At 68.2% G+C, this 24,644-nt stretch carries 25 protein-coding genes; 15 read left to right on the top strand and 10 right to left on the bottom strand.

Annotation, left to right across the window (positions count from 1 at the left end; translation table 11 throughout):
* Nucleotides 1–1,749 carry an ABC transporter ATP-binding protein gene (locus AB0J16_RS59330; RefSeq protein WP_358558164.1) on the bottom strand — a complete coding sequence of 583 codons (1,749 nt, stop codon included), beginning with the start codon at nucleotides 1,747–1,749 and terminating at the stop codon, nucleotides 1–3.
* A gap of 1,119 nt (nucleotides 1,750–2,868) precedes the next feature.
* Between AB0J16_RS59330 and AB0J16_RS59325 the strand changes: the two genes are divergently transcribed.
* Nucleotides 2,869–3,495, top strand: coding sequence for a phosphotransferase (locus tag AB0J16_RS59325; protein ID WP_358558160.1), 627 nt, complete (start codon nucleotides 2,869–2,871; stop codon nucleotides 3,493–3,495).
* Between the two features lie 226 nt (nucleotides 3,496–3,721).
* On the opposite strand, the gene AB0J16_RS59320 is transcribed toward AB0J16_RS59325, so the two are convergent.
* The gene (locus tag AB0J16_RS59320) at nucleotides 3,722–4,384 is read right to left on the bottom strand and encodes a helix-turn-helix domain-containing protein (RefSeq protein ID WP_358558157.1); all 663 of its coding nucleotides are present in this window, start codon (nucleotides 4,382–4,384) and stop codon (nucleotides 3,722–3,724) included.
* Between the two features lie 49 nt (nucleotides 4,385–4,433).
* Here AB0J16_RS59320 and AB0J16_RS59315 point away from each other — a divergent pair, with 49 nt between their 5' ends.
* Together AB0J16_RS59315 and AB0J16_RS59310 are read left to right on the top strand one after the other, a co-directional pair.
* Nucleotides 4,434–4,925, top strand: a complete 492-nt coding sequence (locus tag AB0J16_RS59315; protein ID WP_358558154.1) for a VOC family protein — start codon at nucleotides 4,434–4,436, stop codon at nucleotides 4,923–4,925.
* Between the two features lie 197 nt (nucleotides 4,926–5,122).
* Nucleotides 5,123–6,268, top strand: coding sequence for an alpha/beta fold hydrolase (locus tag AB0J16_RS59310; protein ID WP_358558151.1), 1,146 nt, complete (start codon nucleotides 5,123–5,125; stop codon nucleotides 6,266–6,268).
* On the opposite strand, the gene AB0J16_RS59305 is transcribed toward AB0J16_RS59310, so the two are convergent.
* On the bottom strand, nucleotides 6,226–6,732 hold the full coding sequence (locus AB0J16_RS59305) for a GNAT family N-acetyltransferase (RefSeq protein WP_358558148.1): 507 nt from the start codon (nucleotides 6,730–6,732) through the stop codon (nucleotides 6,226–6,228). The genes AB0J16_RS59310 and AB0J16_RS59305 overlap by 43 nt on opposite strands.
* Before the next feature lie 212 nt (nucleotides 6,733–6,944).
* Entirely contained in the window at nucleotides 6,945–7,625 is a 681-nt protein-coding gene (locus AB0J16_RS59300) for a class I SAM-dependent methyltransferase (protein WP_358558145.1), read from the bottom strand.
* A 94-nt stretch (nucleotides 7,626–7,719) separates the two neighbouring features.
* On the opposite strand from AB0J16_RS59300, the gene AB0J16_RS59295 reads away from it, so the two are divergent.
* A complete protein-coding gene (locus tag AB0J16_RS59295; protein WP_358558142.1) occupies nucleotides 7,720–8,520 on the top strand; it encodes a class I SAM-dependent methyltransferase in 801 nt (266 codons plus the stop codon).
* 53 nt (nucleotides 8,521–8,573) lie between these two features.
* On the opposite strand, the gene AB0J16_RS59290 is transcribed toward AB0J16_RS59295, so the two are convergent.
* The gene (locus AB0J16_RS59290; RefSeq protein ID WP_358558139.1) at nucleotides 8,574–9,563 is read right to left on the bottom strand and encodes a DJ-1/PfpI family protein; all 990 of its coding nucleotides are present in this window, start codon (nucleotides 9,561–9,563) and stop codon (nucleotides 8,574–8,576) included.
* A gap of 126 nt (nucleotides 9,564–9,689) precedes the next feature.
* Here AB0J16_RS59290 and AB0J16_RS59285 point away from each other — a divergent pair, with 126 nt between their 5' ends.
* On the top strand, nucleotides 9,690–10,343 hold the full coding sequence (locus AB0J16_RS59285; protein WP_358558136.1) for an HD domain-containing protein: 654 nt from the start codon (nucleotides 9,690–9,692) through the stop codon (nucleotides 10,341–10,343).
* A 68-nt stretch (nucleotides 10,344–10,411) separates the two neighbouring features.
* A complete protein-coding gene (locus AB0J16_RS59280) occupies nucleotides 10,412–10,990 on the top strand; it encodes a methyltransferase domain-containing protein (RefSeq protein ID WP_358558133.1) in 579 nt (192 codons plus the stop codon).
* Here the strand turns inward: AB0J16_RS59280 and AB0J16_RS59275 are convergent.
* From AB0J16_RS59275 to AB0J16_RS59265, 3 genes are read right to left on the bottom strand one after another with little or no spacing between them, the layout of a single operon-like run.
* Entirely contained in the window at nucleotides 10,966–11,706 is a 741-nt protein-coding gene (locus tag AB0J16_RS59275) for a succinate dehydrogenase/fumarate reductase iron-sulfur subunit (protein WP_358558130.1), read from the bottom strand. The genes AB0J16_RS59280 and AB0J16_RS59275 overlap by 25 nt on opposite strands.
* On the bottom strand, nucleotides 11,703–13,625 hold the full coding sequence (locus tag AB0J16_RS59270; RefSeq protein WP_358558127.1) for a fumarate reductase/succinate dehydrogenase flavoprotein subunit: 1,923 nt from the start codon (nucleotides 13,623–13,625) through the stop codon (nucleotides 11,703–11,705). The genes AB0J16_RS59275 and AB0J16_RS59270 overlap by 4 nt, the downstream gene beginning before the upstream one ends.
* The gene (locus AB0J16_RS59265) at nucleotides 13,622–14,329 is read right to left on the bottom strand and encodes a succinate dehydrogenase cytochrome b subunit (protein ID WP_358558124.1); all 708 of its coding nucleotides are present in this window, start codon (nucleotides 14,327–14,329) and stop codon (nucleotides 13,622–13,624) included. Before AB0J16_RS59265 ends, AB0J16_RS59270 begins: the two co-directional genes overlap by 4 nt.
* A 176-nt stretch (nucleotides 14,330–14,505) precedes the next feature.
* Here AB0J16_RS59265 and AB0J16_RS59260 point away from each other — a divergent pair, with 176 nt between their 5' ends.
* The 9 genes from AB0J16_RS59260 to AB0J16_RS59220 all read left to right on the top strand — a co-directional run bounded on the left by AB0J16_RS59260 (nucleotide 14,506) and on the right by AB0J16_RS59220 (nucleotide 23,493).
* A complete protein-coding gene (locus AB0J16_RS59260; protein WP_358558121.1) occupies nucleotides 14,506–15,435 on the top strand; it encodes a LysR substrate-binding domain-containing protein in 930 nt (309 codons plus the stop codon).
* 34 nt (nucleotides 15,436–15,469) lie between these two features.
* Nucleotides 15,470–16,606: a SpoIIE family protein phosphatase gene (locus AB0J16_RS59255; RefSeq protein ID WP_358558118.1), complete on the top strand. Its 1,137-nt coding sequence runs from the start codon at nucleotides 15,470–15,472 to the stop codon at nucleotides 16,604–16,606.
* On the top strand, nucleotides 16,603–17,757 hold the full coding sequence (locus AB0J16_RS59250; protein ID WP_358558115.1) for an ATP-binding protein: 1,155 nt from the start codon (nucleotides 16,603–16,605) through the stop codon (nucleotides 17,755–17,757). The genes AB0J16_RS59255 and AB0J16_RS59250 overlap by 4 nt, the downstream gene beginning before the upstream one ends.
* The gene (locus AB0J16_RS59245) at nucleotides 17,747–18,199 is read left to right on the top strand and encodes a response regulator (RefSeq protein ID WP_358558112.1); all 453 of its coding nucleotides are present in this window, start codon (nucleotides 17,747–17,749) and stop codon (nucleotides 18,197–18,199) included. Before AB0J16_RS59250 ends, AB0J16_RS59245 begins: the two co-directional genes overlap by 11 nt.
* A 195-nt stretch (nucleotides 18,200–18,394) precedes the next feature.
* Nucleotides 18,395–19,180 (top strand): hypothetical protein, encoded by a 786-nt coding sequence (locus AB0J16_RS59240; protein ID WP_225300741.1) that lies wholly within the window; start codon nucleotides 18,395–18,397, stop codon nucleotides 19,178–19,180.
* Between the two features lie 25 nt (nucleotides 19,181–19,205).
* Nucleotides 19,206–21,095, top strand: coding sequence for a fumarate reductase/succinate dehydrogenase flavoprotein subunit (locus tag AB0J16_RS59235; RefSeq protein WP_358558109.1), 1,890 nt, complete (start codon nucleotides 19,206–19,208; stop codon nucleotides 21,093–21,095).
* Nucleotides 21,092–21,844 (top strand): succinate dehydrogenase/fumarate reductase iron-sulfur subunit, encoded by a 753-nt coding sequence (locus AB0J16_RS59230; protein WP_225300743.1) that lies wholly within the window; start codon nucleotides 21,092–21,094, stop codon nucleotides 21,842–21,844. Before AB0J16_RS59235 ends, AB0J16_RS59230 begins: the two co-directional genes overlap by 4 nt.
* Before the next feature lie 120 nt (nucleotides 21,845–21,964).
* Nucleotides 21,965–22,663, top strand: a complete 699-nt coding sequence (locus AB0J16_RS59225; protein WP_358558106.1) for a helix-turn-helix domain-containing protein — start codon at nucleotides 21,965–21,967, stop codon at nucleotides 22,661–22,663.
* Between the two features lie 11 nt (nucleotides 22,664–22,674).
* Nucleotides 22,675–23,493, top strand: coding sequence for an oxidoreductase (locus tag AB0J16_RS59220; protein ID WP_358558103.1), 819 nt, complete (start codon nucleotides 22,675–22,677; stop codon nucleotides 23,491–23,493).
* A gap of 7 nt (nucleotides 23,494–23,500) precedes the next feature.
* Here AB0J16_RS59220 and AB0J16_RS59215 read toward each other — a convergent pair whose 3' ends face one another.
* Both AB0J16_RS59215 and tnpA read right to left on the bottom strand, forming a co-directional pair.
* Nucleotides 23,501–23,890: a hypothetical protein gene (locus AB0J16_RS59215; protein WP_358558100.1), complete on the bottom strand. Its 390-nt coding sequence runs from the start codon at nucleotides 23,888–23,890 to the stop codon at nucleotides 23,501–23,503.
* 326 nt (nucleotides 23,891–24,216) lie between these two features.
* Complete coding sequence (gene tnpA, locus AB0J16_RS59210) at nucleotides 24,217–24,633, bottom strand: IS200/IS605 family transposase (protein WP_358558185.1); 417 nt, start codon at nucleotides 24,631–24,633, stop codon at nucleotides 24,217–24,219.
* Nucleotides 24,634–24,644: the final 11 nt, after the last annotated feature.

Genomic DNA, 24,644 nt, shown 5'->3' with positions numbered 1-24,644 from the left:
TCAGTCCTCCCCTCTCGTCACGGTCGCGGTGTATTCCGGTGAGGTCGCCAGCAGGTCGTGGTGCGTGCCTTCGGCGAGCACCCTGCCGTTCTCGACGTAGATCACGTGGTCGGTGCGGTCAAGCACCAGCGGGCTGGTCGTGCAGACCAGCGTGGTTTTACCGACGCGGGCCTTGGCCAGCCGCTCGCCGATGCGGGCCTCGCTGTGGGCGTCGACGGCGCTGGTCGGCTCGACCAGGATGAGCACCTCCGGATCAGCCAGCAGCGCCCTGACCAGCCGGAGCCGCTGCTGCTGCCCGCCGGAGAACTCCCGGCCCGCCTCGGCCACCAGAGCGTCGAGCCCGTCGGGCAGGGCCTCGATGATGTCCTCGGCACAGGCTGCGTACAGCGCCTGCGCCACCCGCTCACCGGAGGAGTCGCCACGGACGTCCAGCTCGTCGGAGGAGTCGCCACGGACCTCCAGCTCGCCTGAAGAGTCGCCACGGACGTCCAGCTCGTCGCGGAGTCTGCCGGTGAACAGGCGGGCGCCGTTGTCGGCGACCAGGATGCGCGTACGGATCTCGGCCATCGGCAACGTCGCCAGGTCGACCCCGCCGAAGGTGACATCGCCCTCGGCATAGCGGCCCAGCCGGTCGGCGATGGCGATGGCGTCCTCCGGCAGAGCGGCCGCGATCGCGGTCATGACGCCCGGCTGGACGGTGACGCCGCTGTAGGAGTCGCGCAGCACGCCGCCCTCACTGGTGCCCGTGCCCCCTGACACCTCGGGCTCGATGGACAGAATGCGCACCACGCGGCGGGCGGCGACATGGCCCTTGGTCAGTTTGTCGGCGACCTCAGTGAGCGTACGCATCGGGCCGATCAGGAAGACCGCGTAGCCGTAGAAGGCGACGAGCTGGCCGGCGGTGATCTCGCCGCCGATCGCGAACGAGGCGCCTATCCCGGTGACGACCGCGATGAGCACTCCGGGCAGCAGGATCTGCGCGCCTTCAAGCAGCGATTCGACCTTGGACACGTTGACGCCCGCGGCCCGTACACGCTGGGACTCCTCGCGGTAGCGCGCGGCGAACACCTGCTCGCCACCGATGCCGCGCAGCACCCGCAGGCCCGCCACGATGTCGGCCGACCTGGTGGACAGCTCGCCCATCAGGTCGCGCTGGGTCTTCTGCCGCCTGTGCAGCGGCTTGAGCAGAGGCCCGATCGCGACGGCCATCAGCGGCACGCCGAACATCACCAGCAGCCCCAACGGCAGCGAAGTGGAGATGAGGATCACGGTGACCGCGATGATCGCCACGACGGAGCCGGTGCCACGCGGCAGGATCTCCATCGAGTTGCCGATGTGGGAGATATCGGAGTTGCCGACGCTGACGACCTCGCCGGTCGAGACCCGCTTGGGCAGCGTGGCACCGAGCCGCGCGGCCTGCCTGGTGGTCACTTGTACGGTGCGGTAGGCGGCGGCCAGCCAGTTGTAGACCGCCATCCGGTGCCGCATGATCCCAGTGAACGCCTGCAGCACGCCGATCACGAGCATGATCGCCGACCAGGTCAGCAGCGCGTCGGTGTCCTTGGCCGTGACGGCGTCGATGCCCTTGCCGAGCACAGCGGGGACCAGCGCCTGCAACAGCCACCAGGCGGTGGCGAAGCCGATGCCGCCCAGCAATGCCGGGGCCTGGGCACGCGCGTTCCACCACAGGTACCGGAGCGGGCTGCGGATGTCGGGCATGCCGAAATCGGCTTCTGGAAGGGATCGCATAGCTCATCAAGGTTGACAAGGCGCCGGCTGACCCGGCAAACCATTTTCCGACTGGAGCACCGCAACGAGTGCTGACTGATCAGATCCACCGGCCTCCGACCTCAACACCCATAGCGGCGCTCACCAACCAGACCCACCGGCCTCCGACCTCAACATCCGTAGCGGTGCTCACCGATCAGGTCCACCGGTCTACGACCTGAACGCCCATAGCGGTACTCACCGACCAGATCCGCTGATCTCCGACCTGAACACCACACCGGTGCTGCCCGACCAAGTGCAGCGGTTTCCGACCTGAGCACCCCGGCGGTGCTCGCCGACCAGACCGACCGGTCCGTTGTCTTGGCGGACGGCTGCGCGTACGACCTGCCCGCGACGAACCGCACCGACCTGGATCGCCGACCCCTGCCAGATCGGGATTCCGGCCACGACACTTCCGGCGAAGGCGTCCGATGACGTCCCGCAGAGCGGTGTAGTTTTACCCGCTCAGCCCTGTTCGCCCACGTAGGAAACGCACAACGAGATGTTGACCCACCCCTGGGCAGGACATCACCGGTCTTCCGCCAAGGCGTTCTGGCGGAGCCGCTCCGGCCACGCCGAGCGCCGGCCCGCGCGCCGACCGCCGGATGCAGCGGCTGCGCATCGGCGGCTCGACCCGCGCCTGCCGCAAGCGGCGTGTCGGCGTGCCACGGCAGTCCCGCCGGTCCGACCGGTCCGGCCACGGCGCTCCTGCAGGGACGGTCCGGCGCTCGATTATCCGGCGGACGGCTCCCGCCCATCATCCGACTGGCGTGCCACGGCGAGCCCCACCGGTCCGACCGCTCCGGCCACGGCGCTCCGGCAGGGACGGTCCGGCACCCGATCATCCGGCGGACGGCTCCCGCCGGATTGTCCTTGCGCCCGGCCCCAAGCAGGTAGCAGGGAGCGCGCTGCGGGGACACGCCGAAGCGCTTTACAGGACGCATGTTCGCATCAGGCTGACACTTCGTCGGGCTTTTGCCGTTCAGCCGCCCGGTGCCTGCGGTTTCCCCACCATTCTACCGCCGACCCGGTTTTACACCGTGTATCGAGGGTGGCTCAGGTGATTCCGGGGATCTTCCCGGTACGCCAGAATCGGTCCTTGTGAGGCACGGGTACACCAACAGCACGGTCGGCGACGACACATGGGTCGTCAAGTGTTACGAAGGTCCTGACGCGGCGATCCGTCTCAAGACCGAGAGCAGGTTCCTGCGCCGACTGCGCGGGCGACTGCCTGTGCCCGCCGTACACCGGGTGACCCCGACGAGTGTGACCACTCGCTACGTACACGGGGCGCACGGCCAGGACCTGCTCGACGAGGGCCGCGTGACCGAGGTCCTCGCCGGATGCGGGCGGACGCTGGCCCGCATCCACCGGCTGGGGATCGTGCACGGCGACTACGGGCCGCAGAACCTGCTGTTCGACCCGGCCACGTTCGAGACGGCGGCGATCCTCGACTGGGAGTGGGCGCACCCGGGCGAGCCGATCGAGGACCTCGCGTGGTGCGAGTGGATCGTGCGCATGCACCACGCGGAGCACGTACCGCTCCTGCCGTCCTTCTTCGACGCGTACGGCGGCCCAGTGCCGTCCTGGCCGGACCGTCACGCGGCCATGGTGGCGCGCTGCCGTGCCCTGCTCGACTTCACCGGCCGGTGGGAGCCGGGCGGCGACGGCGAGAAACTGTGGCGCGAGCGCCTCGACATCACCGCCTCCTGGACCGGCGCCGCCTGACGCCGATGCGGGCGGGCATCAGGGCGGCGGGCAGCCCGTCAGAGCGATGGCCGTCGCCGGTCGTCGCAGCGCAAGGTCGGCGGGCGACCGGTCCGAGCAAGCGCGGTCGCCAGTCGTCGCAGCGCAACGGCGGTGTCGGTTTCCGAAGTCGAGTGCACAGATGCGCGAAGTGGTTTGCCCGCCGGCAGGGCGTGCGTGACTGCTCCTCCCGCAGTCGCAGACGCCGTCACTGTGGCGGGGCGGCGGAGGTGGTCGCTGGCCCGGTGGCGAGCAGGCGGGTGAGGGTAATGGTGAGCCAGCGTTCGTAGGCGTCGGCGTCCCAGCCGATCATCTGGCGGGCCAGCAGGTACGTCTCGGCGTGCACCAGGACGGCGGTGGTGTCGGTCAGCCAATCCAGGTCATGGCCGGCGGGCAGGAGGGCGTCGTGGGCCATCTTGGCCCAGAAGGCGCGCATGTTGTCGCGGGTGGCCTGGCGGCCGGCCTGGGAGGCGGCGGCCAGGTCCGGTTCGGCGGCGGCGGCCTGCAGGGCGACGGCCAGCAGGCCGCCGGCGCGTTCGTTCATCTGGCGGCAGCCGCCGGCCAGGGCGGCGATGCGCTGCTCGGCGGTGGGGGCGGTGCCGGCGCGGGTGTACCAATCGCGGCCGGTGATGTCGACGGGGGCGGTGTCGCCGGCGAAGGCGACGTCGACGCAGCGTTTCAGGAGCGCGGCCTTGGTGCCGAAGCGCACGTAGACGGTGCGCTCGCCCACCTGGGCCAGCTCGGCGACGGCGGTCAGGGTCGTGGCGGCATACCCGTTGCGGAGGAACAGCGTGGTGGCGGCGGTCAGGATCTTGTCCTCGGTCTCGGCGACGCGGGCGGCGCGCAGATCGCGCTTGACGGGGTCCGACATGCAGTGCAGTATAACTGCATCAATGCAGCGAGACTGCAATGGGGGGATCATGTCGAACATCCCAGCACTCGATGGAGTGCACCACCTCAAGCTCCCGGTCAGCGATCTGGAACGTTCCTTGCATTGGTATCGGTCCCGGCTCGGCTACGAGATCGGCATCGAGTTCACCGAGCAGGGGGTGCTCATGGGCTACGCCCTCGACCATCCACGCGGCGGCCCGATGCTGGCATTGCGCCTGGACCCGGACCGGGCCAAGGCCGCCGCCGGGTTCGACTACTTCGCCATCGGCGTGCCAGGAAAAGCCGCCCTCGAGGAGCTCGCCGCGCGCCTGACCGCGCGCGGCGACGCCCACGCGGGGGTGCACGAGGCCACGATCGGCTGGATCCTGCCGCACCTGCACGACCCCGACGGGCACGAGGTGCGCTTCTACACCACTGAGCACCACACCGAGCCCGGCCCGGAGGGGCTGCGGGTGGACAACCCGCGCGAGAGCGCCGCGGCGCGCGAGACCGGGCGGCGGCAAGGCAACGAGCAGCGGTGAGGCAAGCCGCCTCACTGTCTCTGATCCACGCTCCTGGCGGGCATCACCACTGGTCATGGGCGCTGTTCTGCCCCGCCGGACGGCCTCGCTGAGCCGTACGGGTTCATCGATCGTGATGGGGCCGGATAGTGCCTCGGAGAGGTCTACTTGGTTGGAGGGGGAGGTGCGGGCTCAGGTCCGCGGTGGAGGGGGTTTCGGTGAAACAGGTGGTCAGGTTCGCGGCCACGCCGCATGGCCGGGTGGCGTACTCGGTGGTGGGCAGCGGGCCGCCACTGGTGTTCCTGCCTGGCTGGGTGTCGCATCTGGGTGTGCTGTGGCAGGTGGTCACGCATCGGCGGTTCGTCGAGACGCTGGCCCGCCGCTACACCGTCGTACGGTTCGACAAACCCGGCTGTGGGCTGTCGGACCGCGGGCGGCAGGTGTTCTCGCTGGACTCGGAGCTGGAGGTCCTGGGCGCGCTGGTCGGGCATTTAGGGCTCAGGCGGTACGTGCTGCTCGGGTCGTGTGACGGTGGGCAGGTGGCGGCGGCGTTCGCCGCGCGCAATCCGGACGCCGTCAGCGCGCTGCTGATCTACGGGAGCTGCGCGCGGGGATACGACCTGGCACCGCAGGAGGTCCGCCGGTCGGTGTTGTCGCTGGTACGGGCGCACTGGGGGCTCGGCTCCCGTGTCTTGGCCGACATCTGGTTCCCCCACGCGTCGGCCGACGTGGTCACCGACTTCGTCCGGCTGCAGCGGGCTGCAGCCACGGCCGACACCGCGGCGGACCTGCTGGAGATGTTCTACGGGATCGAGGTCGAGAGTGAGCTGCCGCAGATCCGGGTGCCCACGCTGGTGCTGCACCGCCGAGGTGGCCGGGCGGTGCGTTTCGAGCTGGGCCGGGAGTTGGCCGCGTTGATCCCCGGCGCGCAACTCGCCACGCTGGAAGGGCGGCTGCAGCCCATCTACGCCGAGGGCGGCGACATCGCGGCCGCGGCGATTCTGGCGTTTCTGCACGATCAGATCGGCCGGGTGCCGATCGGTGTCACGCTCACCGATCGCGAGATGCAGGTCGCGGCGCTGATCGCGGAAGGGCTGACCAACGCCGAGATCGCCCGGGTGCTGGGGGTGTCGGCGCGTACGGTGGACGCGTACGTGGAGTGCCAGGACCTCACCGTCGCGCACACGAGTACGGAACAAGACGCACGGGAGCGCAGAGAACTCTGGACAATCCGGTGCTTCACCGTCCTCTGCCTAGATCCCCGAAAGCCCGGGACATCCACGCACACGACTTCGGAAGGTGACAGGCGGCAGGCGGTCGGTCAGAGCAAGCTCAGTCGCCAGTCGTTGCAGCGCATCGGATGACCGACCGGGTACTCGAAGTCGACCTCCCCGACGAAGGTGAACCCGGCCTTGCGGCAGATCGCGTTGGACGCCGGATGTTCCACCGATGGGTAGGCGTGCAGGTGCCGGTGCCTGCCCTCCGCCCGAGCCTTGGTCGCGATGGCGATGGCGGCCGCCGTCGCGATGCCCCGCCCCTGAAACTCCGGCAAGATCCCCCATCCCGTCTCATAAACGGTCTCACCCTGCCATTCCCGCTCCCAGAAGCCGATCGAGCCGACCGTCTCCAGGTCAGGCTCGACGACCACGCTGAACATGGCGCCCAGTCCCGGATCATCCAGCTTGAGGTACCGCTCGTGCCGCCCGACCACCTCTTCCTCGGTCTCGGGACCGCCCAGGTGCTCGGTCATCTCGGGAGCGTTGAGGCGGCGCAGCAACCCAAGGTCGCCCTGCGACCAGGGCTCAAGTCGGACAAAAGGTATCTCCATCCCGCGGATGGTACTGAACGAGTCTGACAATCACCGCGCGAACCTTGCGACGTCCGGACCCATCTTGCGAATAACCGATTACCTCCGCCGACGGGAGCGTTGAAGACGCTCCTTGCCGCGCCGGCCGAAGAAAGCATCTGGGATGCGCCGAGATGGGGCTGCAGCGCCGGCCGACAAGCCGCAGGCGCGACGGTTCTGCGAGCGATTCGGGATCACATCGCTGGGGCGGCCGGAGGAGGCGCACCACCGGCTGACGCTCGCAGGGAGTACATGAGCGGGACCCTAGGCGCGCCCTCCGGCAGGCGGTAGCCGGTGTGGTCGCCGGACATCGTGGCGAAGCGGCGGAAGAGGGTGTGGTCGTACTCGTGCAGAAACTCCACCCGCAGGCCCGCCGCCGCCACCGCGCTGACGACGTCGCCGATGCTGTGCTGGAACTGCAGGGAGGTGTGGGACTCGATCAGCCGGCCACCGGTGTAGGTGTACGGCTCCTCCCAGACGTGCGGACCCCGGTCGAAGTAGTCGTAGGCGATCGTCGTACCGGTCTCCTCATCAAGGACTTGGGGAAAGGGGTGGAATTCCGCGAGGTAGAGGAATCCGCCCGGTTCCAGCAGCGCGGCGACCGCCTCCGCCCAGCGGGTGAGCTCGGGCAGCCACACCAGGGCACCGAGGCCGGTGTAGACGATGTCGTAGGTCTCGCCGAGCGCCTCGACCGCGTCGTACACGTCGGCGGTGACGAACCTCGCCGGCAGGCCGCAGTCGGCGGCGATGGCCCTGGCCTGCTCGATGGCGGCGTCGGAGAAGTCGAGCCCGGTCACCTCGGCGCCGAGCCTGGCCCAGGAGAGCGTGTCCAGGCCGAGGTGGCACTGCAGGTGCGCCAAACGGCGGCCGGACACGTCGCCGACCTCCGCGACCTCGAATGGTCTCAGGACGCTCCGGCCGTGGGCCTTGAAGATGGCAGCTGTGTCGCCGCACTGTCAGCATTGGAGAATGTCCCGCGATCTTCGGCTGATGCGAGCCACCTTCGACAGGGCCGCTGACTCCTATCAGGACGCCCGCCCCGACTACCCGGCCGAGCTGTATTCCGACCTGCTGGCGATCACGGCGATCACGCCACCCGCGCACCTGCTCGAAGTCGGATGCGGTCCGGGGAAAGCCACGCTGCCATTGGCGCGGATGGGCTTCCGGATCACCGCGGTCGAACTCGGCGAAGCTCTGGCGGCGGAGGCACGGCACCGCCTCGCCGAATTCGCCGACGTTTCCGTGATCACGTCGTCATTCGAAGACTGGGAGCCGCCGACAGGAGTCCGCTTCGATCTCGTGTACGCGGCCACGGCGTGGAAATGGGTGGACCCGGCGGTCAAGTACGCGAAAGCAGCCGAGCTGCTCGCCCCGGGCGGCCATTTGGCCGTGTGGAACGCCGACCACGCGTTCCCGGCAGATTTCGACCCGTTCTTCACCGAGATCCAGAAGGTCTATGACGAGATCGGCGAAGGTGATGGCAGCCCGTGGCCGCCGCCACCGCCTGAGAACCAGCCCGACCCCATCGCCACCGAGTTCGATGCCTCCGGACACTTCACAGTGGTCGGAACAAGGCTCTACGTATGGGCATTGCGCTACACGGTAGACGAATACATCGCGCTGCTCGACACGTTCTCCGGCCACATCGCCATGGACCCGGCCAAGCGGGAACACCTCTACCGTGAGATACGCCGCCTCCTCGCCGCACGCCCGGACGGACGACTCGTCCGCCACTGGTCGGTCGGCCTCACCATCGGCCGACGCCTGTGACCTGGAGCTAGCCACTACGCCATGACCAGGAGAAAACCCCCTGCGGACTTGGGTCATCCTCCTCGGGTGGTGAAACGCTCCCGATAGGCCGCCGGCGTGACGCCGAAGCGTTGTTTGAACAGCCGGTGGAGCGTCTCGACCGAGCCGAGCCCGACCGCGTTCGCGATGGCTCTGAGCCCGTTGCCGGTGTGGACGAGTTGCCGCGCGACGGCGTCGACGCGGACCGACTCCACATACTGCGCGGGCGTCACCCCGACCTGCTGACGGAAGACTCGCGAGAAGTGCCGGACGCTGAGGTTCGTCCGGAGCGCGAGCGCGTCGTTGGACAGGTCCTCGGTGAGGTGATCCGGAATCCACGCCTGCAGCCGGGCGATCTGCGCGTCAGTGGCCGAGGAGTACGCCAGAAGCTCGCTGAACTGGCTCTGACCACCCGGTCGCCGCATGTACATGACGAGCCATCGGGCGACACGACGGGCCAACTCGTCATTGTGGTCGTGGGCGACCAGGGCGAGCGCGAGGTCTATCCCCGTGGACACGCCGGCCGACGTCCAGATGTGCTCGTCACGCACGTAGATCGCGTCAGGCTCGACGGTCACCTCGGGGTGGTCGGCGGCGAGCTGACCCGCCGTCGCCCAGTGCGTCGTCGCCCGCCGCCCGTCGAGCAATCCGGCGGCGGCCAGCATGTGCGCTCCCGCGCAGACCGAGGCTATTCGGGACGCGCCGTGAGCCCCGGAGGCCGCCAACCACTGGACAAGCGACTCTGCCTCCAGCGCCTTGACCCCACTCTCATCGAATGCCAGGCCACCAGGCACGACGAGAGTCCCGATCTCGCGAGGCAGTTCCTTCCAGGAGACGTCGGCGGCGATCGAGGTGCCTCCGGCACAGCGCACGAGCCCAGGCTGGGGCCCGGCGACCAGTGTCTTGTAGCCGGGGACGTCCTTGTTCAGCAGGCGATCAGCGGTGGAGAACACCTCGAGCGGTCCGGCGACGTCAAGAAGCTCGACGCCGTCGAACACGGCGACCACGACGAGGTGGGGGGTCATGGCGCCAAGTCTGCAGGATCACCGGGATGTCCGTGGTGACAAGAACATGTCACATCCAGCCGTGGCCCAGCGACACGACCGTGGCCCGGCGACGCGGCCGTGTCCGAATATGACATACCAACGTCCTTGCGGCCATCGGTCGCGCCCGCCGACGATGGTGCTCGTTCGATTCCTCTGACGAACGGACCCATCCGAATGATCCCCGCGATTCCTCAAACCCCCACGACCCAGGCGGCCGCCGACCTCGCCGCCGAGGCAGCACCCGCTTACCTGCTCAATCACAGTTACCGCACGTACCTCTTCGGACGGTGCATCGTTTCCGAGCCCGAAGTCGACGAGGAGGCGGCCTTCGTCGCGGCGATGATCCACGACCTCGGCCTCACCGACACCTACGCCGGCGAGAGCGAGTTCGGACGCGTCGGCGCCGATCTCGCGTGCCGCTTCCTCGAAGGGCGCGGATGGGACTTGGAGCGCATCCACCTGGTCGAGGAGGCGATCCTGCGGCACACCAACCTCGTGGCCGAGCAGGTGCCCGTGTTCCGGTTGGTCCAGGCGGGGGCGGCCGTCGACGTCGCCGGACTCGGCTGGAAAGGGCTCGCGTCCGATGATCTCGCCGGCATCTTGGCGGCCTATCCGCGGCTCGATTTCGCATCGAGCATGCGAAACAGCTTCCTCGATGAGGTCCACCGGCATCCGGAGGGCGCCTTCGCCCACCTCGAACAGACCGTCGCGCTCTCCGACCGATTCGGCGGCAACCCGATCGACACTCTGAGAGCGTGAACGCCCGTGCACCGGATCTTGACACGCTCTCCCCGGAAACCGCACACCGACCTGCTTGGCTGATGGTCATGACGACCGTCGCGTACTTGGACCAACTAGCCGCCAGCGCCCCCGGCCGCGCGTACAAGCGGGACCTGCTGACCATGATGGACCTGCGGCCCGGCCAGACCGTGCTCGACATAGGCTGCGGCCCCGGCACCGACCTGGCCGACCTCTCCGACGGCGTGACCTCTTCGGGTACGGTGATCGGCCTCGACCACGACCCGGCCATCGCGGACCAGGCCCGGCTACGGCTGGCCGACCGTACCAACGTGGAGATCCGCGTCGGCGACGCCCACGCGATGCCACTCGACGACGGCGCCGTCGACCGGGCGCGTACGGACGGCGACGGCGTTCAGCCCGGTGATCCGGGACCTGGAGACGGCCGAGCAGCTCTTCGGCCTGCGCCGCACCCTCTCCAGGGCTGTGCAGGCGGGCTACCTGGACGACTCCGCCGACCTCGGCTCCGGGCCCTTCCTGGTCAGTTGCCCGCTGTTCATGGTGGTGGCCGACGCACCTTGACGGCGTCAACACGCACAGGCGGGCGGGCCGTACAAAAACAAGTAGTACGGCCCGCAGCCCTCTACTTGGCGTTCGCCTTGAGGTAGTCGCTGTTCATCTGCGCGATCGTGTCCAGAGGGATCCCCTTGGGACACACAGCGGTGCACTCACCCGTGTTCGTGCACCCCCCGAACCCCTCCGCGTCCATCTGGTCCACCATCGCCTTGGCCCGCGTCAGCCGCTCCGGCTGGCCCTGGGGAAGCAGCGAGAGGTGGGTGATCTTGGCGGCTGTGAAGAGCGACGCCGACCCGTTCGGGCAGGCCGCCACGCAGGCCCCGCACCCGATGCAGGTGGCGGCGTCGAAGGCGTCGTCGGCGTCCTCCTTGCGTACCGGGATGCTGTGGGCGTCGGGCGCCGACCCCGCCGGGACCGAGACGAAACCGCCCGCCTGGATGATGCGGTCGAACGCCGACCGGTCCACCACCAGGTCCTTCACCACCGGGAACGGTGCCGCGCGCCACGGCTCGATGGTGATGGTGGCGCCGTCCTCGAAGTGGCGCATGTGGAGCTGGCAGGTGGTGGTGGCGCGCTGCTCGCCGTGCGCCACGCCGTTGATGACCATGCCGCACATGCCGCAGATGCCCTCGCGGCAGTCGTGGTCGAAGGCCACCGGGTCGTCGCCCGAGAGGATGAGGCGCTCGTTGAGTACGTCGAGCATCTCCAGGAAGGACATGTCCGGGGAGACGTCTTCGACCCGATAAGTCGTCATCTTGCCGGGAGCTGACGGGCCGCTCTGGCGCCAGACCTTCAAAGTCAAGTTCACTTGTAGCTCCGCTGGGTCATCTTGACGTACTCGTACTCGAGCGTTTCCTTGTGCAGCACCGGTCCGTCCCCGGAGAACTCCCAGGCCGACACGTGTGCGAAGTGCTCGTCATCGCGCAGGGCCTCGCCGTCGGCGTCCTGCGACTCGGCGCGGAAGTGGCCGCCGCACGACTCGGTGCGGATCAGCGCGTCCAGGCACATGAGCTCGGCCAGGTCGAAGAAGTCCGCGACCCGCCCGGCCTTCTCCAGGACCTGGTTCAGCTCCTCGGCGGTGCCCGAGACCTTGACGTCCCGCCAGAACTCCTCGCGCAGCTCCGGGATGCGTTCCAGCGCCTTGCGCAGCGACTCCTCGGTGCGCTCCATGCCGCAGTAATCCCACATGAGCTTGCCCAGCTCGCGGTGGAAGGAGTCGGGGGTGCGCGTGCCGTTCACCGCGAGCAGCCTGTCGATCTTGGTACGTACCTTGATCTCGGCCTCGGCCACGGCGTCCTCGGAGACCTCTCCGAACGGCCCGGCCGCCAGGTAGTCGCCGAGCGTGGTGGGCAGCACGAAGTAGCCGTCGGCCAGGCCCTGCATCAGCGCCGAGGCGCCGAGGCGGTTGGCGCCGTGGTCGGAGAAGTTGGCCTCGCCGATCACGAACAGGCCGGGGATCGTGGACTGCAGGTCGTAGTCCACCCACAGGCCGCCCATGGTGTAGTGGACGGCCGGGTAGATGCGCATCGGCGCCTCGTAGGGGTTCTCGCCCGTGATGCGCTCGTACATCTCGAAGAGGTTGCCGTACTTCTTCTCCACGGCGTCCCGGCCGAGACGGTTGATCGCGTCGGCGAAGTCCAGGTAGACCCCGAGCCCGCCGGGTCCGACGCCGCGGCCCTCGTCGCAGACGTTCTTGGCGGCGCGGGAGGCGATGTCCCGGGGGACGAGGTTCCCGAAAGCCGGATAAATCCGCTCCAGGTAGTAATCGCGTTCGTCCTCAGGAATGTCGCCGGGCGCCCGGGAGTCACCGCCGACGAGCGGCACCCACACGCGGCCGTCGTTGCGCAGCGACTCCGACATCAGCGTCAGCTTCGACTGGTACTCGCCCGACACCGGGATGCAGGTCGGGTGGATCTGGGTGTAGCAGGGGTTGGCGAAGTACGCGCCGCGCTCGTGTGCCCGCCAGATCGCCGTGGTGTTGCAGCCCTTGGCGTTCGTGGACAGGAAGAACACGTTCCCGTAGCCGCCGGAGGCCAGCACGACGGCATCGGCCACGTGCCGCTCGATCTCCCCGGTGACCATGTCGCGGACGATGATCCCGCGCGCCCGGCCGTCGTCGACGATCACGTCGAGCATCTCGTGCCGGGTGAACATCTCCACGGTCCCGGCCGCGATCTGCCGCTCCAGGGCCTGGTAGGCGCCGAGCAGCAGTTGCTGGCCCGTCTGGCCGCGCGCGTAGAACGTACGCGACACCTGCGCGCCGCCGAACGAGCGGGTGTCCAGCAGCCCGCCGTACTCGCGGGCGAACGGGACGCCCTGGGCGACCGCCTGGTCGATGATGTTCACGGAGACCTGGGCGAGGCGGTAGACGTTCGACTCGCGGGCCCGGAAGTCACCGCCCTTTACCGTGTCGTAGAAAAGGCGATAAATCGAGTCACCGTCGCCGCGGTAGTTCTTCGCGGCGTTGATCCCGCCCTGCGCGGCGATGGAGTGCGCGCGACGCGGCGTGTCCTGATAGCAGAACGACTTGACGTTGTAGCCCAGCTCCCCCAGCGTCGCGGCGGCGGAACCGCCCGCCAGACCGGTGCCGACCACGATCACGTTGAGCTTGCGCTTGTTGGCCGGGTTGACGAGCTTGGCGGCGAACTTCCGCTTCTCCCACCGCTCCTCGATGGGGCCGGCGGGCGCCTTGGCGTCCTTGATCTCCGGGCCTTCGGTGTACTTCACTTGATCACTCCGAACGTGACGGCGAGCGGCGGCGCGAGGAAGCCGATGACCAGGACCGCGGACACCAGCGCCGCGACCGGGCGAAGGGCCTTGAAACGGGTGGCCCAGCCGAGGGTCTGGAACATGCTCCAGATGCCGTGCCGCAGGTGCAGGCCGACCATGACGACGGCCACGACGTAGAAGAGCGTGACCCACCAGCGCGACAGGTCGAACCCGGCGATCAGCCGGTCGGCCGGCGCGGCGTCGTACCCCTTGGGGTTGACCACGCCGAAGCTCAGGTCGAGCAGGTGCCAGACCAGGAAGAGCAGGATCGTGACGCCGCCCCACCGCATGATGTGCGTGGTGTAGCCCTTGGCCTGCGACTTCTTGGCCACGTACTTCACCGGCCGAGCCTGACGGGCTCGCCGCGCCAGCGAGATCGCGGCCCACATGTGCAGGACCACCGCGACGACGAGGCCGGCCTCCAGGAGCGTCAGCACCGTCCGGTACGGCGCGAGCGGCTCCAGCAGCGTGCGGAGCGCCTCGGCGTACTCGTTGAAGGAGTCCTTGCCGAGGAAGATCTTGAGGTTGCCCAGCATGTGGAGGATCAAGAAGAGCACCATCGCGGCGCCCGTGACGGCCATGATGGCCTTCTTGCCGTTGGACGAGCGCAGGAATCCGCCGCGCTTTCCGCTGGGGGTCGGCTTTTTCGGCGTGGGCTTCAAGACTGGCGCGGTAGCGGCGCCTCGCTCAATCGTGGCTGTCACGTGTTCCGACGCTAGATATCCAGCCATGATCCGTCCAAGTCATGACGGGCCTGGTTTCCATAGCCTTCGGCTATGATGCTTGGTTTGTACGGCCGGCGTAAGGAAATCCCACGAGCCGGTGCGAGGAAAATCACATGCAGCTGCAACAGCTCGCCTACTTCGTCGCTGTCGCGGAGACCAGGCACTTCACCCAGGCCGCCGAGCGGATGCGGGTCGCCCAGCCGTCACTCAGCAAGCAAATCAAGGCATTGGAGAGCGACCTCGGCGCCCCGCTGTTCTCCAGGGCGCGCGGCAACGTCACCCTGACCCCGGCGGGAGAGGCGCTGCTGCCACTCGCCCGCCGGATGCTGGCCGACGCCGGCACCGCCCGGCAGGAGGTGGCCGAGCTCGCCGGACTGCGCAGGGGCCGGGTCCGGCTCGGCGCCACCCCGTCACTGTGCGCCGGGCTGCTGGCCGACGCCCTGGCCCGCTTCCACCTCGCCTATCCGGGCATCGAGCTGCTGGTCGAGGAGGACGGCTCACGCGACCTGGTCAGGGCGCTGGCCCGCGGGCAGCTCGACCTGTCCCTCATCATCACGCCGCTGCAGGGCGACGACCCGTCCCTGGTGACCGAGGAGATCCTGCGCGAGAACCTGGTCGTGGTGACGCCCTCTCACCAGCCGGAACGCAAGCCGTACCTGCGCATGGAGGATCTGCGCGGCCGGGGGATGGTGATGTTCAGGCGCGGCTACGACCTGCGCGAGGCGACGCTGGCGGCCTGCCGCCAGGCCGGGTTCGAGCCCAGGTTCGCGGTGGAGGGCGGCGAGATGGACGCCGTCCTGCGGTTCGTGGAGGCGGGGCTGGGGCTGGCCGTGGTGCCGTCCATGGTGCTCGACGGGCGGCCGGGGCTGACCGGCACTCCCCTGGCGCCACCGGGACTGAGCCGCACCATCGCGCTGGCCCACCGCAAGGACGTGGAGCCGACCAGGGCGGCGCAGGCCTTCCGTACGACCCTGCTCTCCTTCGTCGTCGAAGCCGGACATGAGCACACGCTTCCGCAAGGGGTAGAGCTCATCGCAGAATAATCCCCAACAGCCCGACTTCTATGAAGAGGCGCGTGTGACGGCAACTCTCAACGAAACGCTGACGCTGCTCCTCATCGAGGACGACGCCGGTGACGCGTTCCTCGTCGAGGAGCTCCTGAAGCAGGCCGAGGCACCGCCGCGCATCACCTGGGTACGCAGCCTGGCCGAGGGCAAGGCCAAGCTCGACTCCCGGATCCAGTGCGTACTCGTCGACCTCACACTCCCCGACGCCACCGGTCTGGAGGCGCTGGAACAGGTGCTGGGGGCGGCGCCGCACGCGGCCGTACTGGTGCTCACCGGGCTGCGCGACGCCCACGTGGGAGTCGCCGCGGTCCAGGCCGGAGCGCAGGACTACCTCGTCAAGCAGGACGTCGACGCGCGGCTGCTGGCCAGGGCCATCCGCTACGCCATGGAGCGCAAGCGGGCCGATCTGGCGCAGCTCAGGCTGGTCGCGGCCGAGCTGACGGCCAAGGAGAACGCCCGGCTGGAGAGCGGCCTGCTGCCCGTCGCCCTGCTGCGCACCGACGCGCTGGAGCACACCACCCGCTACCTGCCGGGCAGCCAGGGGTCGCTGCTGGCCGGCGACTTCTTCGACACCGTGCAGACGCCCGACGGCGCGGTGCACGTCGTGGTCGGCGACGTCTGCGGGCACGGTCCCGACGAGGCCGCGCTCGGCGTGGCGCTGCGCATCGCCTGGCGCACGCTCGTGCTCGCCGGGCAGACCGGCGAGCGACTGCTGCGTACGCTCGACGCCGTCCTGCGCGCCGAACGCCAGGCCCCGGAGATCTTCACCACCCTGTGCATGGCGACCATCACGCCCGACTTGCGCAACGCCAGGATGCGGGTGGTCGGACACCCGCCGCCCGTCCTCGTCCGTGACGGAGTCGTCGGCGTGGTCCCCGGCGCGCCCTCCGGGCCGCCGCTCGGCATCTTCTCCGACGCCGAATGGACCGTCCTCGACGTGCCACTGGGCGAGGAATGGTCCATGATGCTCTACACCGACGGCCTGATCGAGGCCGCGGTGGGCGAGCAAAAGGAGCTGCTCGGCGTGGACGGCCTGGTCGACCTGGTACGCGAGCACGGCTCGATCGATCTCGACCGGCTCATCAGGCACGTGGGCACGCTCAGCGACGACCTCGCCGTGGTGCGCGTCAGCAGGAGGTCGCAGTGAGCATCCATCCGCTGCCCCCGCCGAAGCCGGCGACGGGCGTCGGCAGACTCCCGGTGGGCCGCTGGTTTCTCGCCGTCGGCGTGGTAACCGCTGTAGTGTTCGTGCTGGGGTCCACGCTGATCATGAAGCTGGTCGCCGACGTACGGGAGCGGGGTCTGCGGCCCGACGTCGCGGTCCAGCTCGACCGGCTGAACGTGGCCCTGGTCGTCCTGCTGGCCGTGCTGGCCGCGGTGGGGATCGGGCTGCTGTTCATCATCCGCTACGCCGTACTCAAGCCCATCGCCCAGCTGACCGACCAGGTGCGCAAGGTCGCGGCGGGCGACTTCGACCACCGGCTGAGTGTGGCGCGGCCGGCGGAGCTGGCCGAGCTGTCGAGCCACGTCGACTCCATGCGCGCGCGCATCGTGTCGGCCTGGCGGCGGGCCGAGGAGCAGTCCGACGAGCTGCGCAGGTCCAACGGGGAGCTGGAGCAGTTCGCCTACGTCGCCAGTCACGACCTGCAGGAGCCGCTGCGCAAGGTGGCCAGCTTCACGCAGATGCTGGAGCAGCGCTACGGCGACCGGCTCGACGACCGGGCCAAGGAGTACATCCGCTACGCGGTCGACGGCGCCAAGCGCATGCAACTGCTCATCAACGACCTGCTCGACTTCTCCAGGGTGGGCCGGGTCACCGGCGAGCGGGTGGTCACCGACACGGACGCGGCGCTCACCACGGCCCTGGACAACCTGTCGGCCGCGATCGAGGACACCGGTACGGTCGTCACCCGCGACGCCCTGCCCAAGGTCGTCGGAAACCGTGGCCAGCTCACCCAGCTCTTCCAGAACCTGATCGAGAACGCCGTCAAGTTCCGCTCCGACCTGCCGCCGCAGGTGCACATCGGCGTCAAGCGGGCCGGGCGGATGTGGGAGTTCAGCTGCTCGGACAACGGGATCGGGGTGGAGGCCAAGTACGCCGACCGCATCTTCCTGATCTTCCAGCGCCTGCATCCACGGGACGTCTATCCAGGGACCGGCATCGGGCTCGCGCTCTGCCGCAAGATCGTCGAGTATCACGGCGGCCAGCTCTGGCTGGATGGCGAGGGCAAGGCTGAGGGGAAGGGCGCGACGTTCCGCTGGACGCTGCCCGCGGCTGGAGATGAAAATGGCGACTGACTGGCGGCCGATCGAGGTGCTCCTGGTCGAGGACGACCAGGGTGACGTGCTCCTCACCAAAGAGGCGTTCGACTTCAACAAGGTCCGCAACCGCCTGCACGTGGTCAACGACGGCGAGCAGGCGATGGCGTTCCTGCGCCGGGAGGACGGCTACCAGGACGCGCCGACGCCCGACCTCATCCTGCTCGACCTGAACCTGCCCCGGATGGGCGGCTTGGAGGTGCTGAGCGAGGTGAAGGCCGACGCCGGGCTGCGCACGATCCCCGTGGTGATCCTGACGACCTCGGAGGCGGAGGAGGACATCCTGCACAGCTATCGGCTGCACGCGAATGCGTACGTCTCCAAGCCGGTAGATTTTGAGCAATTTATCCGAGTTGTCCGCCAAATAGATGATTTTTTCGTGACTGTGGTTAAGCTCCCGAGCAAAGGGCAGCCCACGTGACAGGGGTACGTGACAGGAATCACAGCGAGTCATCGAAAAAGTGAGTGACCCTCCTCACAAATCCCGAGGCGGTCGTCGTAACGTATCCCCCACCAAAGCGCTCTGCGAGCGGAGGCCCTGCCCCGCCGTGCACGCGCCAAGCGAACGACCCGGATTCCCTGCGAGCAGGGTCCGCGGGAGGTGGAGAGGTCCGCGATGACCCAAACGACGCCCGATGCTCCTGTCAGAAGGCAGCGTGCGCAGATAAAGGTGCGCACGCTGCGCACCGACAGATGGTGGCTGGCCCCGCTGCTGACGTTCCTGGCACTCAGTGCCTTCCTCGTCTATGGCGTGTGGGCGATCTTCGACGGCAGCTACTACCTCGACCCGTACATCGCCCCGTTCTCGTCGCCGTGTCTGACGACCTCGTGTGCCGAGGGCGCGCGGCTGTTCGGCTGGGCGCCGATCGGTGACTGGTACACGCTGCCGCCCGGTCTGCTGATCCTCGGCCTGCCCGGCGGGTTCCGGCTGACCTGCTACTACTACCGAAAGTCCTACTACCGGTCCTTCTGGCTGTCGCCGCCCGCGTGCGCCGTTCAGGAGCCGCACGGCAAGTACAGCGGTGAGACGCGCTTCCCGCTGATCATGCAGAACATCCACCGGTACTTCTTCTACGCGGCCATCGTCATCGGCGCGATCCTGAGCTACGACGCGATCCTGGCGGTCGTCCACAAGCCGCTCGGCCTGGGCTCGTGGATCCTGATCGCCAACGCCGTCCTGATCGTCGCCTACACGCTGTCGTGCCATTCGTGCCGGCACATCACCGCGGGCCGGCTCAACCACTTCTCCCGGCACCCGCTTCGCTACCGGGCCTGGACGTTCGTCTCCAAGCTCAACGCCAAGCACCAGCCACTCGCGTGGGCCTCGATGTTCTCCGTCATGGGCGCCGACCTCTATGTCCGCCTGGTCGCCAAGGGCATCATCGCCTTCCCGTTCGCTTAAGGCCCTTTCTGTTAGGACAATTTCTGTGGACATCGAGCGTCACGAATACGACGTCGTCGTCATCGGCGCGGGCGGCGCCGGGCTGCGGGCCGCCATCGAGGCCCGGCAGCAGGGCAAGCGGACGGCGATCGTCTGCAAGTCGCTGTTCGGCAAGGCCCACACGGTCATGGCCGAGGGCGGCGCCGCCGCCGCGATGGGCAACGTCAACTCAGACGACAACTGGATGGTGCACTTCCGTGACACCATGCGGGGCGGCAAGTTCCTGAACAACTGGCGGATGGCCGAACTCCACGCCAAGGAGGCCCCCGACCGGGTCTGGGAGCTGGAGGCGTGGGGCGCGCTGTTCGACCGCACCAAGGACGGCAAGATCAGCCAGCGTAACTTCGGCGGGCACGAGTACCCCCGGCTGGCCCACGTCGGCGACCGCACCGGGCTGGAGCTGATCCGCACGCTGCAGCAGCGCGTCGTCGCGCTCCAGCAGGAGGACTTCGAGACGCACGGCGATCACGAGGCCTACATCAAGGTCTTCGCCGAATGTACGGTCACGCGCCTGCTCAAGGACGGCGACCGCATCTCGGGTGGCTTCGGCTACTGGCGCGAGTCCGGAAATTTCGTGGTCTTCGATGCGCCCGCCGTCGTGCTCGCGACCGGCGGCATCGGCAAGTCCTACGTGGTCACTTCCAACTCCTGGGAGTACACCGGTGACGGCCACGCCCTGGCCCTGCTGGCCGGCGCGAAGCTGATCAATATGGAGTTCATCCAGTTCCACCCCACGGGGATGGTCTGGCCGCCGTCCGTGCGCGGCATCCTCGTCACCGAGTCGGTCCGCGGCGACGGCGGCGTGCTGCGCAACTCCGACGGCGAGCGCTTCATGTTCAACTACATCCCCGAGGTGTTCAAGGACAAGTACGCCACCAGCGAGGAGGAGGGCGACCGCTGGTACACCGACCAGGCCAACAACCGCCGTCCCCCGGAGCTGCTGCCGCGTGACGAGGTGGCCCGGGCGATCAACTCCGAGGTGAAGGCGGGGCGCGGCTCTCCCCAGGGCGGTGTCTTCCTCGACGTGTCCAGCCGGCTGCCGGCCGAGGAGATCAAGCGGCGACTGCCGTCGATGCACCACCAGTTCAAGGAGCTGGCCGACGTCGACATCACCGCCGAGCCCATGCAGGTGGGCCCGACCTGCCACTACATCATGGGCGGCGTCGAGGTCGACGCCGACACCGGCGCGGCGGCCGTGCCGGGGCTCTTCGCCGCGGGCGAGGTCTCGGGCGGCATGCACGGCTCCAACCGCCTGGGCGGCAACTCGCTGTCCGACCTGCTGGTCTTCGGCCGCCGAGCGGGCGCCGGAGCGGCCGCGTACATCGACGGCCTGCCCGCCAGGCCCCAGGTGGCCCAGGAGCTCGTGGAGGAGGCGCACGCCGAGGCGCTGGCGCCGCTGGGCCGCTCCGGCGAGAACCCCTACGAGGTGCACCACGAGCTCCAGCGGACGATGAACGAGCTCGTCGGCATCATCCGCAAGGCCGAAGAGGTCTCCGAGGCCCTGGAGGCCGTGGAGAAGCTCAAGGAGCGCGTGCAGCTGGTCGGCGCGGCCGGCTCGCGGATCTACAACCCCGGCTGGCACCTCGCGATCGACCTGCGCAACATGGTCCTCGTCTCGGAGTGCGTGGCGCGGGCCGCGCTGCTGCGCGAGGAGAGCCGCGGCGGGCACACCCGCGACGACTTCCCCGGCATGAACCCGGCCTGGCGCCGCAAGCTGCTCGTCTGCTCGACGGAGGACGGCTCGTCCGTCTCGGTCGAGGAGAAGGTGCAGCCTACGATGGCCGACCACCTGATCAAGCTGTTCGACCGGGACGAGCTGGCGAAATACCTCACCGACGAAGAGATGACCGAGTTCGACGGGATCGCAAAGTCATGAGCTACAAGGCAAAGTTCAAGGTATGGCGCGGTGAGGGCGGTGAGGGCAAGCTCGAGGACTTCACCGTCGAGGTGAACGAGGGCGAGGTCGTCCTCGACATCATCCACCGTCTGCAGGCCACGCAGGCGCCGGACCTGGCGGTCCGCTGGAACTGCAAGGCCGGCAAGTGCGGCTCCTGCTCGATGGAGATCAACGGCAAGCCCCGGCTGGGCTGCATGACGCGGATGTCCACCTTCACCGAGGACGAGACGATCACCGTCACGCCGATGCGTACGTTCCCCGTCATCAAGGACCTCGTCACCGACGTCTCGTTCAACTACGAAAAAGCACGCGAAATCCCGTCCTTCACCCCGCCGGAGGGTGTGCGGCCGGGCGAATACCGGATGAAGCAGGTCGACGTCGAGCGGTCCCAGGAGTTCCGCAAGTGCATCGAATGCTTCATGTGCAACAACATCTGCCACGTCATCCGCGACCACGAGGAGAACAAGCCCGCCTTCGCCGGGCCGCGCTTCCTCATGCGCATCGCGGAGCTCGACATGCACCCGTACGACGTGGCGGACCGGCAGGAATCAGCCCAGGAGGAGCACGGGCTGGGCTACTGCAACATCACCAAGTGCTGCACCGAGGTCTGCCCCGAGCACATCAAGATCACTGACAACGCGCTCATCCCGATGAAGGAGCGCGTGGCCGATCGCAAGTACGACCCGATCGTGTGGCTGGGCAACAAGATCTTCAAGCGCGCCAAGTAGCGTCGTACCCGTACTGAAAAAGGCCGGTGAGGGCTCCCCTCACCGGCCTTTTTCATGAGGCCGGATGACTTTTTGACTTCTTTTGCTAAGCTGGTCAACAAGTCAGATGGAGGTCGCACGATGGCACTGGGAAGACCGAGCGAGGCGGCCGACCGCGCCGACCGGATCCTCGACGCGGCGGCCGAGCTGACCGTGCGCCTCGGCGTTCGCAAGGTGACGATCGACGACATCGCCCAGCGGGCCGGCATCGGCAAGGGCACCGTCTACCTGCACTGGCGTACCAAACAGCAGCTCTTCGAGGCCCTGTTCGTGCGCGAGGCCATCATCTACATCGAGACGCTGCTGCAGGAGTTGCGCCGTGACCCGGCCGTGGTGCTGCCTCACCGCATGCTCAGCACCCTGTTCTTGGTGAGCTGCCGCCGGCCGATGCTGCGGGCGCTCCTCACCGGCAATCTGCCGCTCCTTCAGGGCAGGATGGCCGACAGCGCGACGCGCAGCCACGAACTGCTCGCCACCGCGCGCTTCCACGAGGTGATGATCCGTCACGGTCTGCTCCGCGACGACGTCGAGCACCTGATCTACGGCCTGACCGCGACGCAGGCGAGCTTCTACCTCCTGGGCACCGTGATCACGGTGCCCGACGAGCCGGACCCCGAGGCCAAGGCCAGGGTGCTCGCGCACATCGTGCGGCACGCGTACGAGCCGGCCGAGCAGCCGGACGCACAGGTGATCGCGGCCGCCGCCGCGGAGATCATCGCCGCCTCGGAAGCCCTGATACCGCCCTACCGGGAGTGGCTCTACGCCGCGTACCCCAGATGAAAGGTCGTTCCATGGCAGCCAAGATCTGCCTCGTCACAGGCGCTTCGGCCGGCATCGGCCGCGCCACCGCACTCGAACTGCTGCGCGCCGGCCACACGGTGTACGGCGTGGCCCGGCGCGTCGACCGGATGGAGGACATCCGCAAGGCCGGCGGCCACACCCTCGCGATGGACGTCACCAAGGAGGAGGACCTGCGACGCGTCGTCGACACCGTCCTCGCCGAGCAGTCGCGCATCGACGTGCTGGTCAACAACGCCGGCGTCGGCGTGTACGGGGCCGCCGAGGACGTGCCGCTCGACACCGCGCGTCACCAGTTCGAGGTCAACATGTTCGGGCCCGCCCGGCTGATCCAGCTGGTCCTGCCGGGGATGCGCGAGCGCCGCTCCGGCACGATCGTCAACGTCTCCTCGATCGCCGGGGTGATCTCCCTCCCACTCGGCGCCTGGTACCACGCCTCGAAGCACGCCCTGGAAGGCTATTCCGACACCCTGCGCCAGGAGGTCGGCCGCTTCGGCATCAAGGTGGTGGTCGTCCAGCCCGGCCTCATCAAGACGGAATTCGAGTCGAGCACGCCCCACGACCTGAGGGAGATCTCCGGCAAAGGCGCCTACGCCTCCGTCGCGAACGCGATGGCGGACCGCGCGGAAGCCGCTTTCGCCGGGAAGAACAAGGCCTCGGACCCCTCGGTGGTCGCCCAGACCATTCGCACGGCCATCGACGCCAAGGCCCCCAAGCCGCGGTACGCCGTCGGCTACATGGGCAAGCTCCTGCTGAGAATCCACCGGCTGCTCCCGGACCGCGCCTTCGACAAACTCGTCACCCGTACGTGACGCTGCTTCACCAGCAGCGCATGTCCGTCCAGGTGCGGTCATACATGCCGTCCAGGTGGATGATCACCTGGTTCGCGGCAGAAGTCTCGCCCGGCTCGTCAAACGGCGTCCAGGCCGTGATCTCGAAGTCATCGAGGTCTCCGTCGGGGTCCTCGATCTTCGCCTGGCGGTAGTACTTCAGCACCTCCTCGACGGGCCGGTCGGTGAAGACCTCGAAACGGATGGTGTAGAAGCAGTCGCCGGAGTCGCCGGTCACCTTCACTTGCGGGTCGATGTACCCGAAGTCCGCTCCGGGCGGCGGCGGGTACTCCTGGATGCGGTCCACCATGCGCGCCAGCAGATAGTCGTTGAGCCAAACGGGCGCCATGACCATCGCCCCGACTAACACGAACGGCACCAACGACAAACTCAGGCAACCGATCCGCCGAGCTACGCGTGAATGTCCTGACTTTTCCGATAATGCGGGTTCAGCTGCGGCTGGGGGAGTCGACATGGATGACATACTCGCGTACCGCGCGAAAAACGGGTCATCGAGCGGTCAGGGCGGCGAGTCGCGTGCCGAATCCGACGGCCGGACGCCACAGTCGCGAGATCGTACGACCGCGTTACCGAAGGTCCGCAGAAAGCCTCGGCCTTCAGGCCGGGAATGTATGCGGTCCCCCCTTTGAGGGATGGCCCGCCGTAGGCGGGGCATCCCGGAGCGCGGAGCGCGGATGTGGGACCTCAGGTGGGGCGGCGCTGCTGTTCGATATACGCCTTGATGATCGATAGGGGCGCTCCGCCACAGGAGGCGGCGAAGTAGCTGGGTGACCAGAAGGGGCCGTGCATGATGGCGCAGTTGACGCCGCCGGTGAACTCCTTGCGCAGGTAGTGCGAGGAGACGCCCTTCAACGAGTTGACGAGTTTGCTGATCGCGACCTTGGGCGGGTACTGGACGAGCAGGTGGACGTGGTCGTGTTCGCCGTTGAACTCGCGCAGTTCGGCCTCGAAACTGTCGCACACCTCGATCATGATGTCTTCGCAGCGGCGCAGCATCGCGTCGTCGAAGGCGTTTTTGCGATATTTGGTGACAAAGACCAGATGGGCGTGCATCGCGGAAACCACGTGTCTGCCTCGTCGATATTCCGCTTCCTGGCTCATAGACCAGATGA

Origin of the sequence: Nonomuraea sp. NPDC049750 (assembly GCF_040659625.1) — a bacterium.
GTDB lineage: Bacteria > Actinomycetota > Actinomycetes > Streptosporangiales > Streptosporangiaceae > Nonomuraea.
Note: the sequence above shows the minus strand (reverse complement) of the source record. Positions and strands in the feature narration are given on the sequence as shown.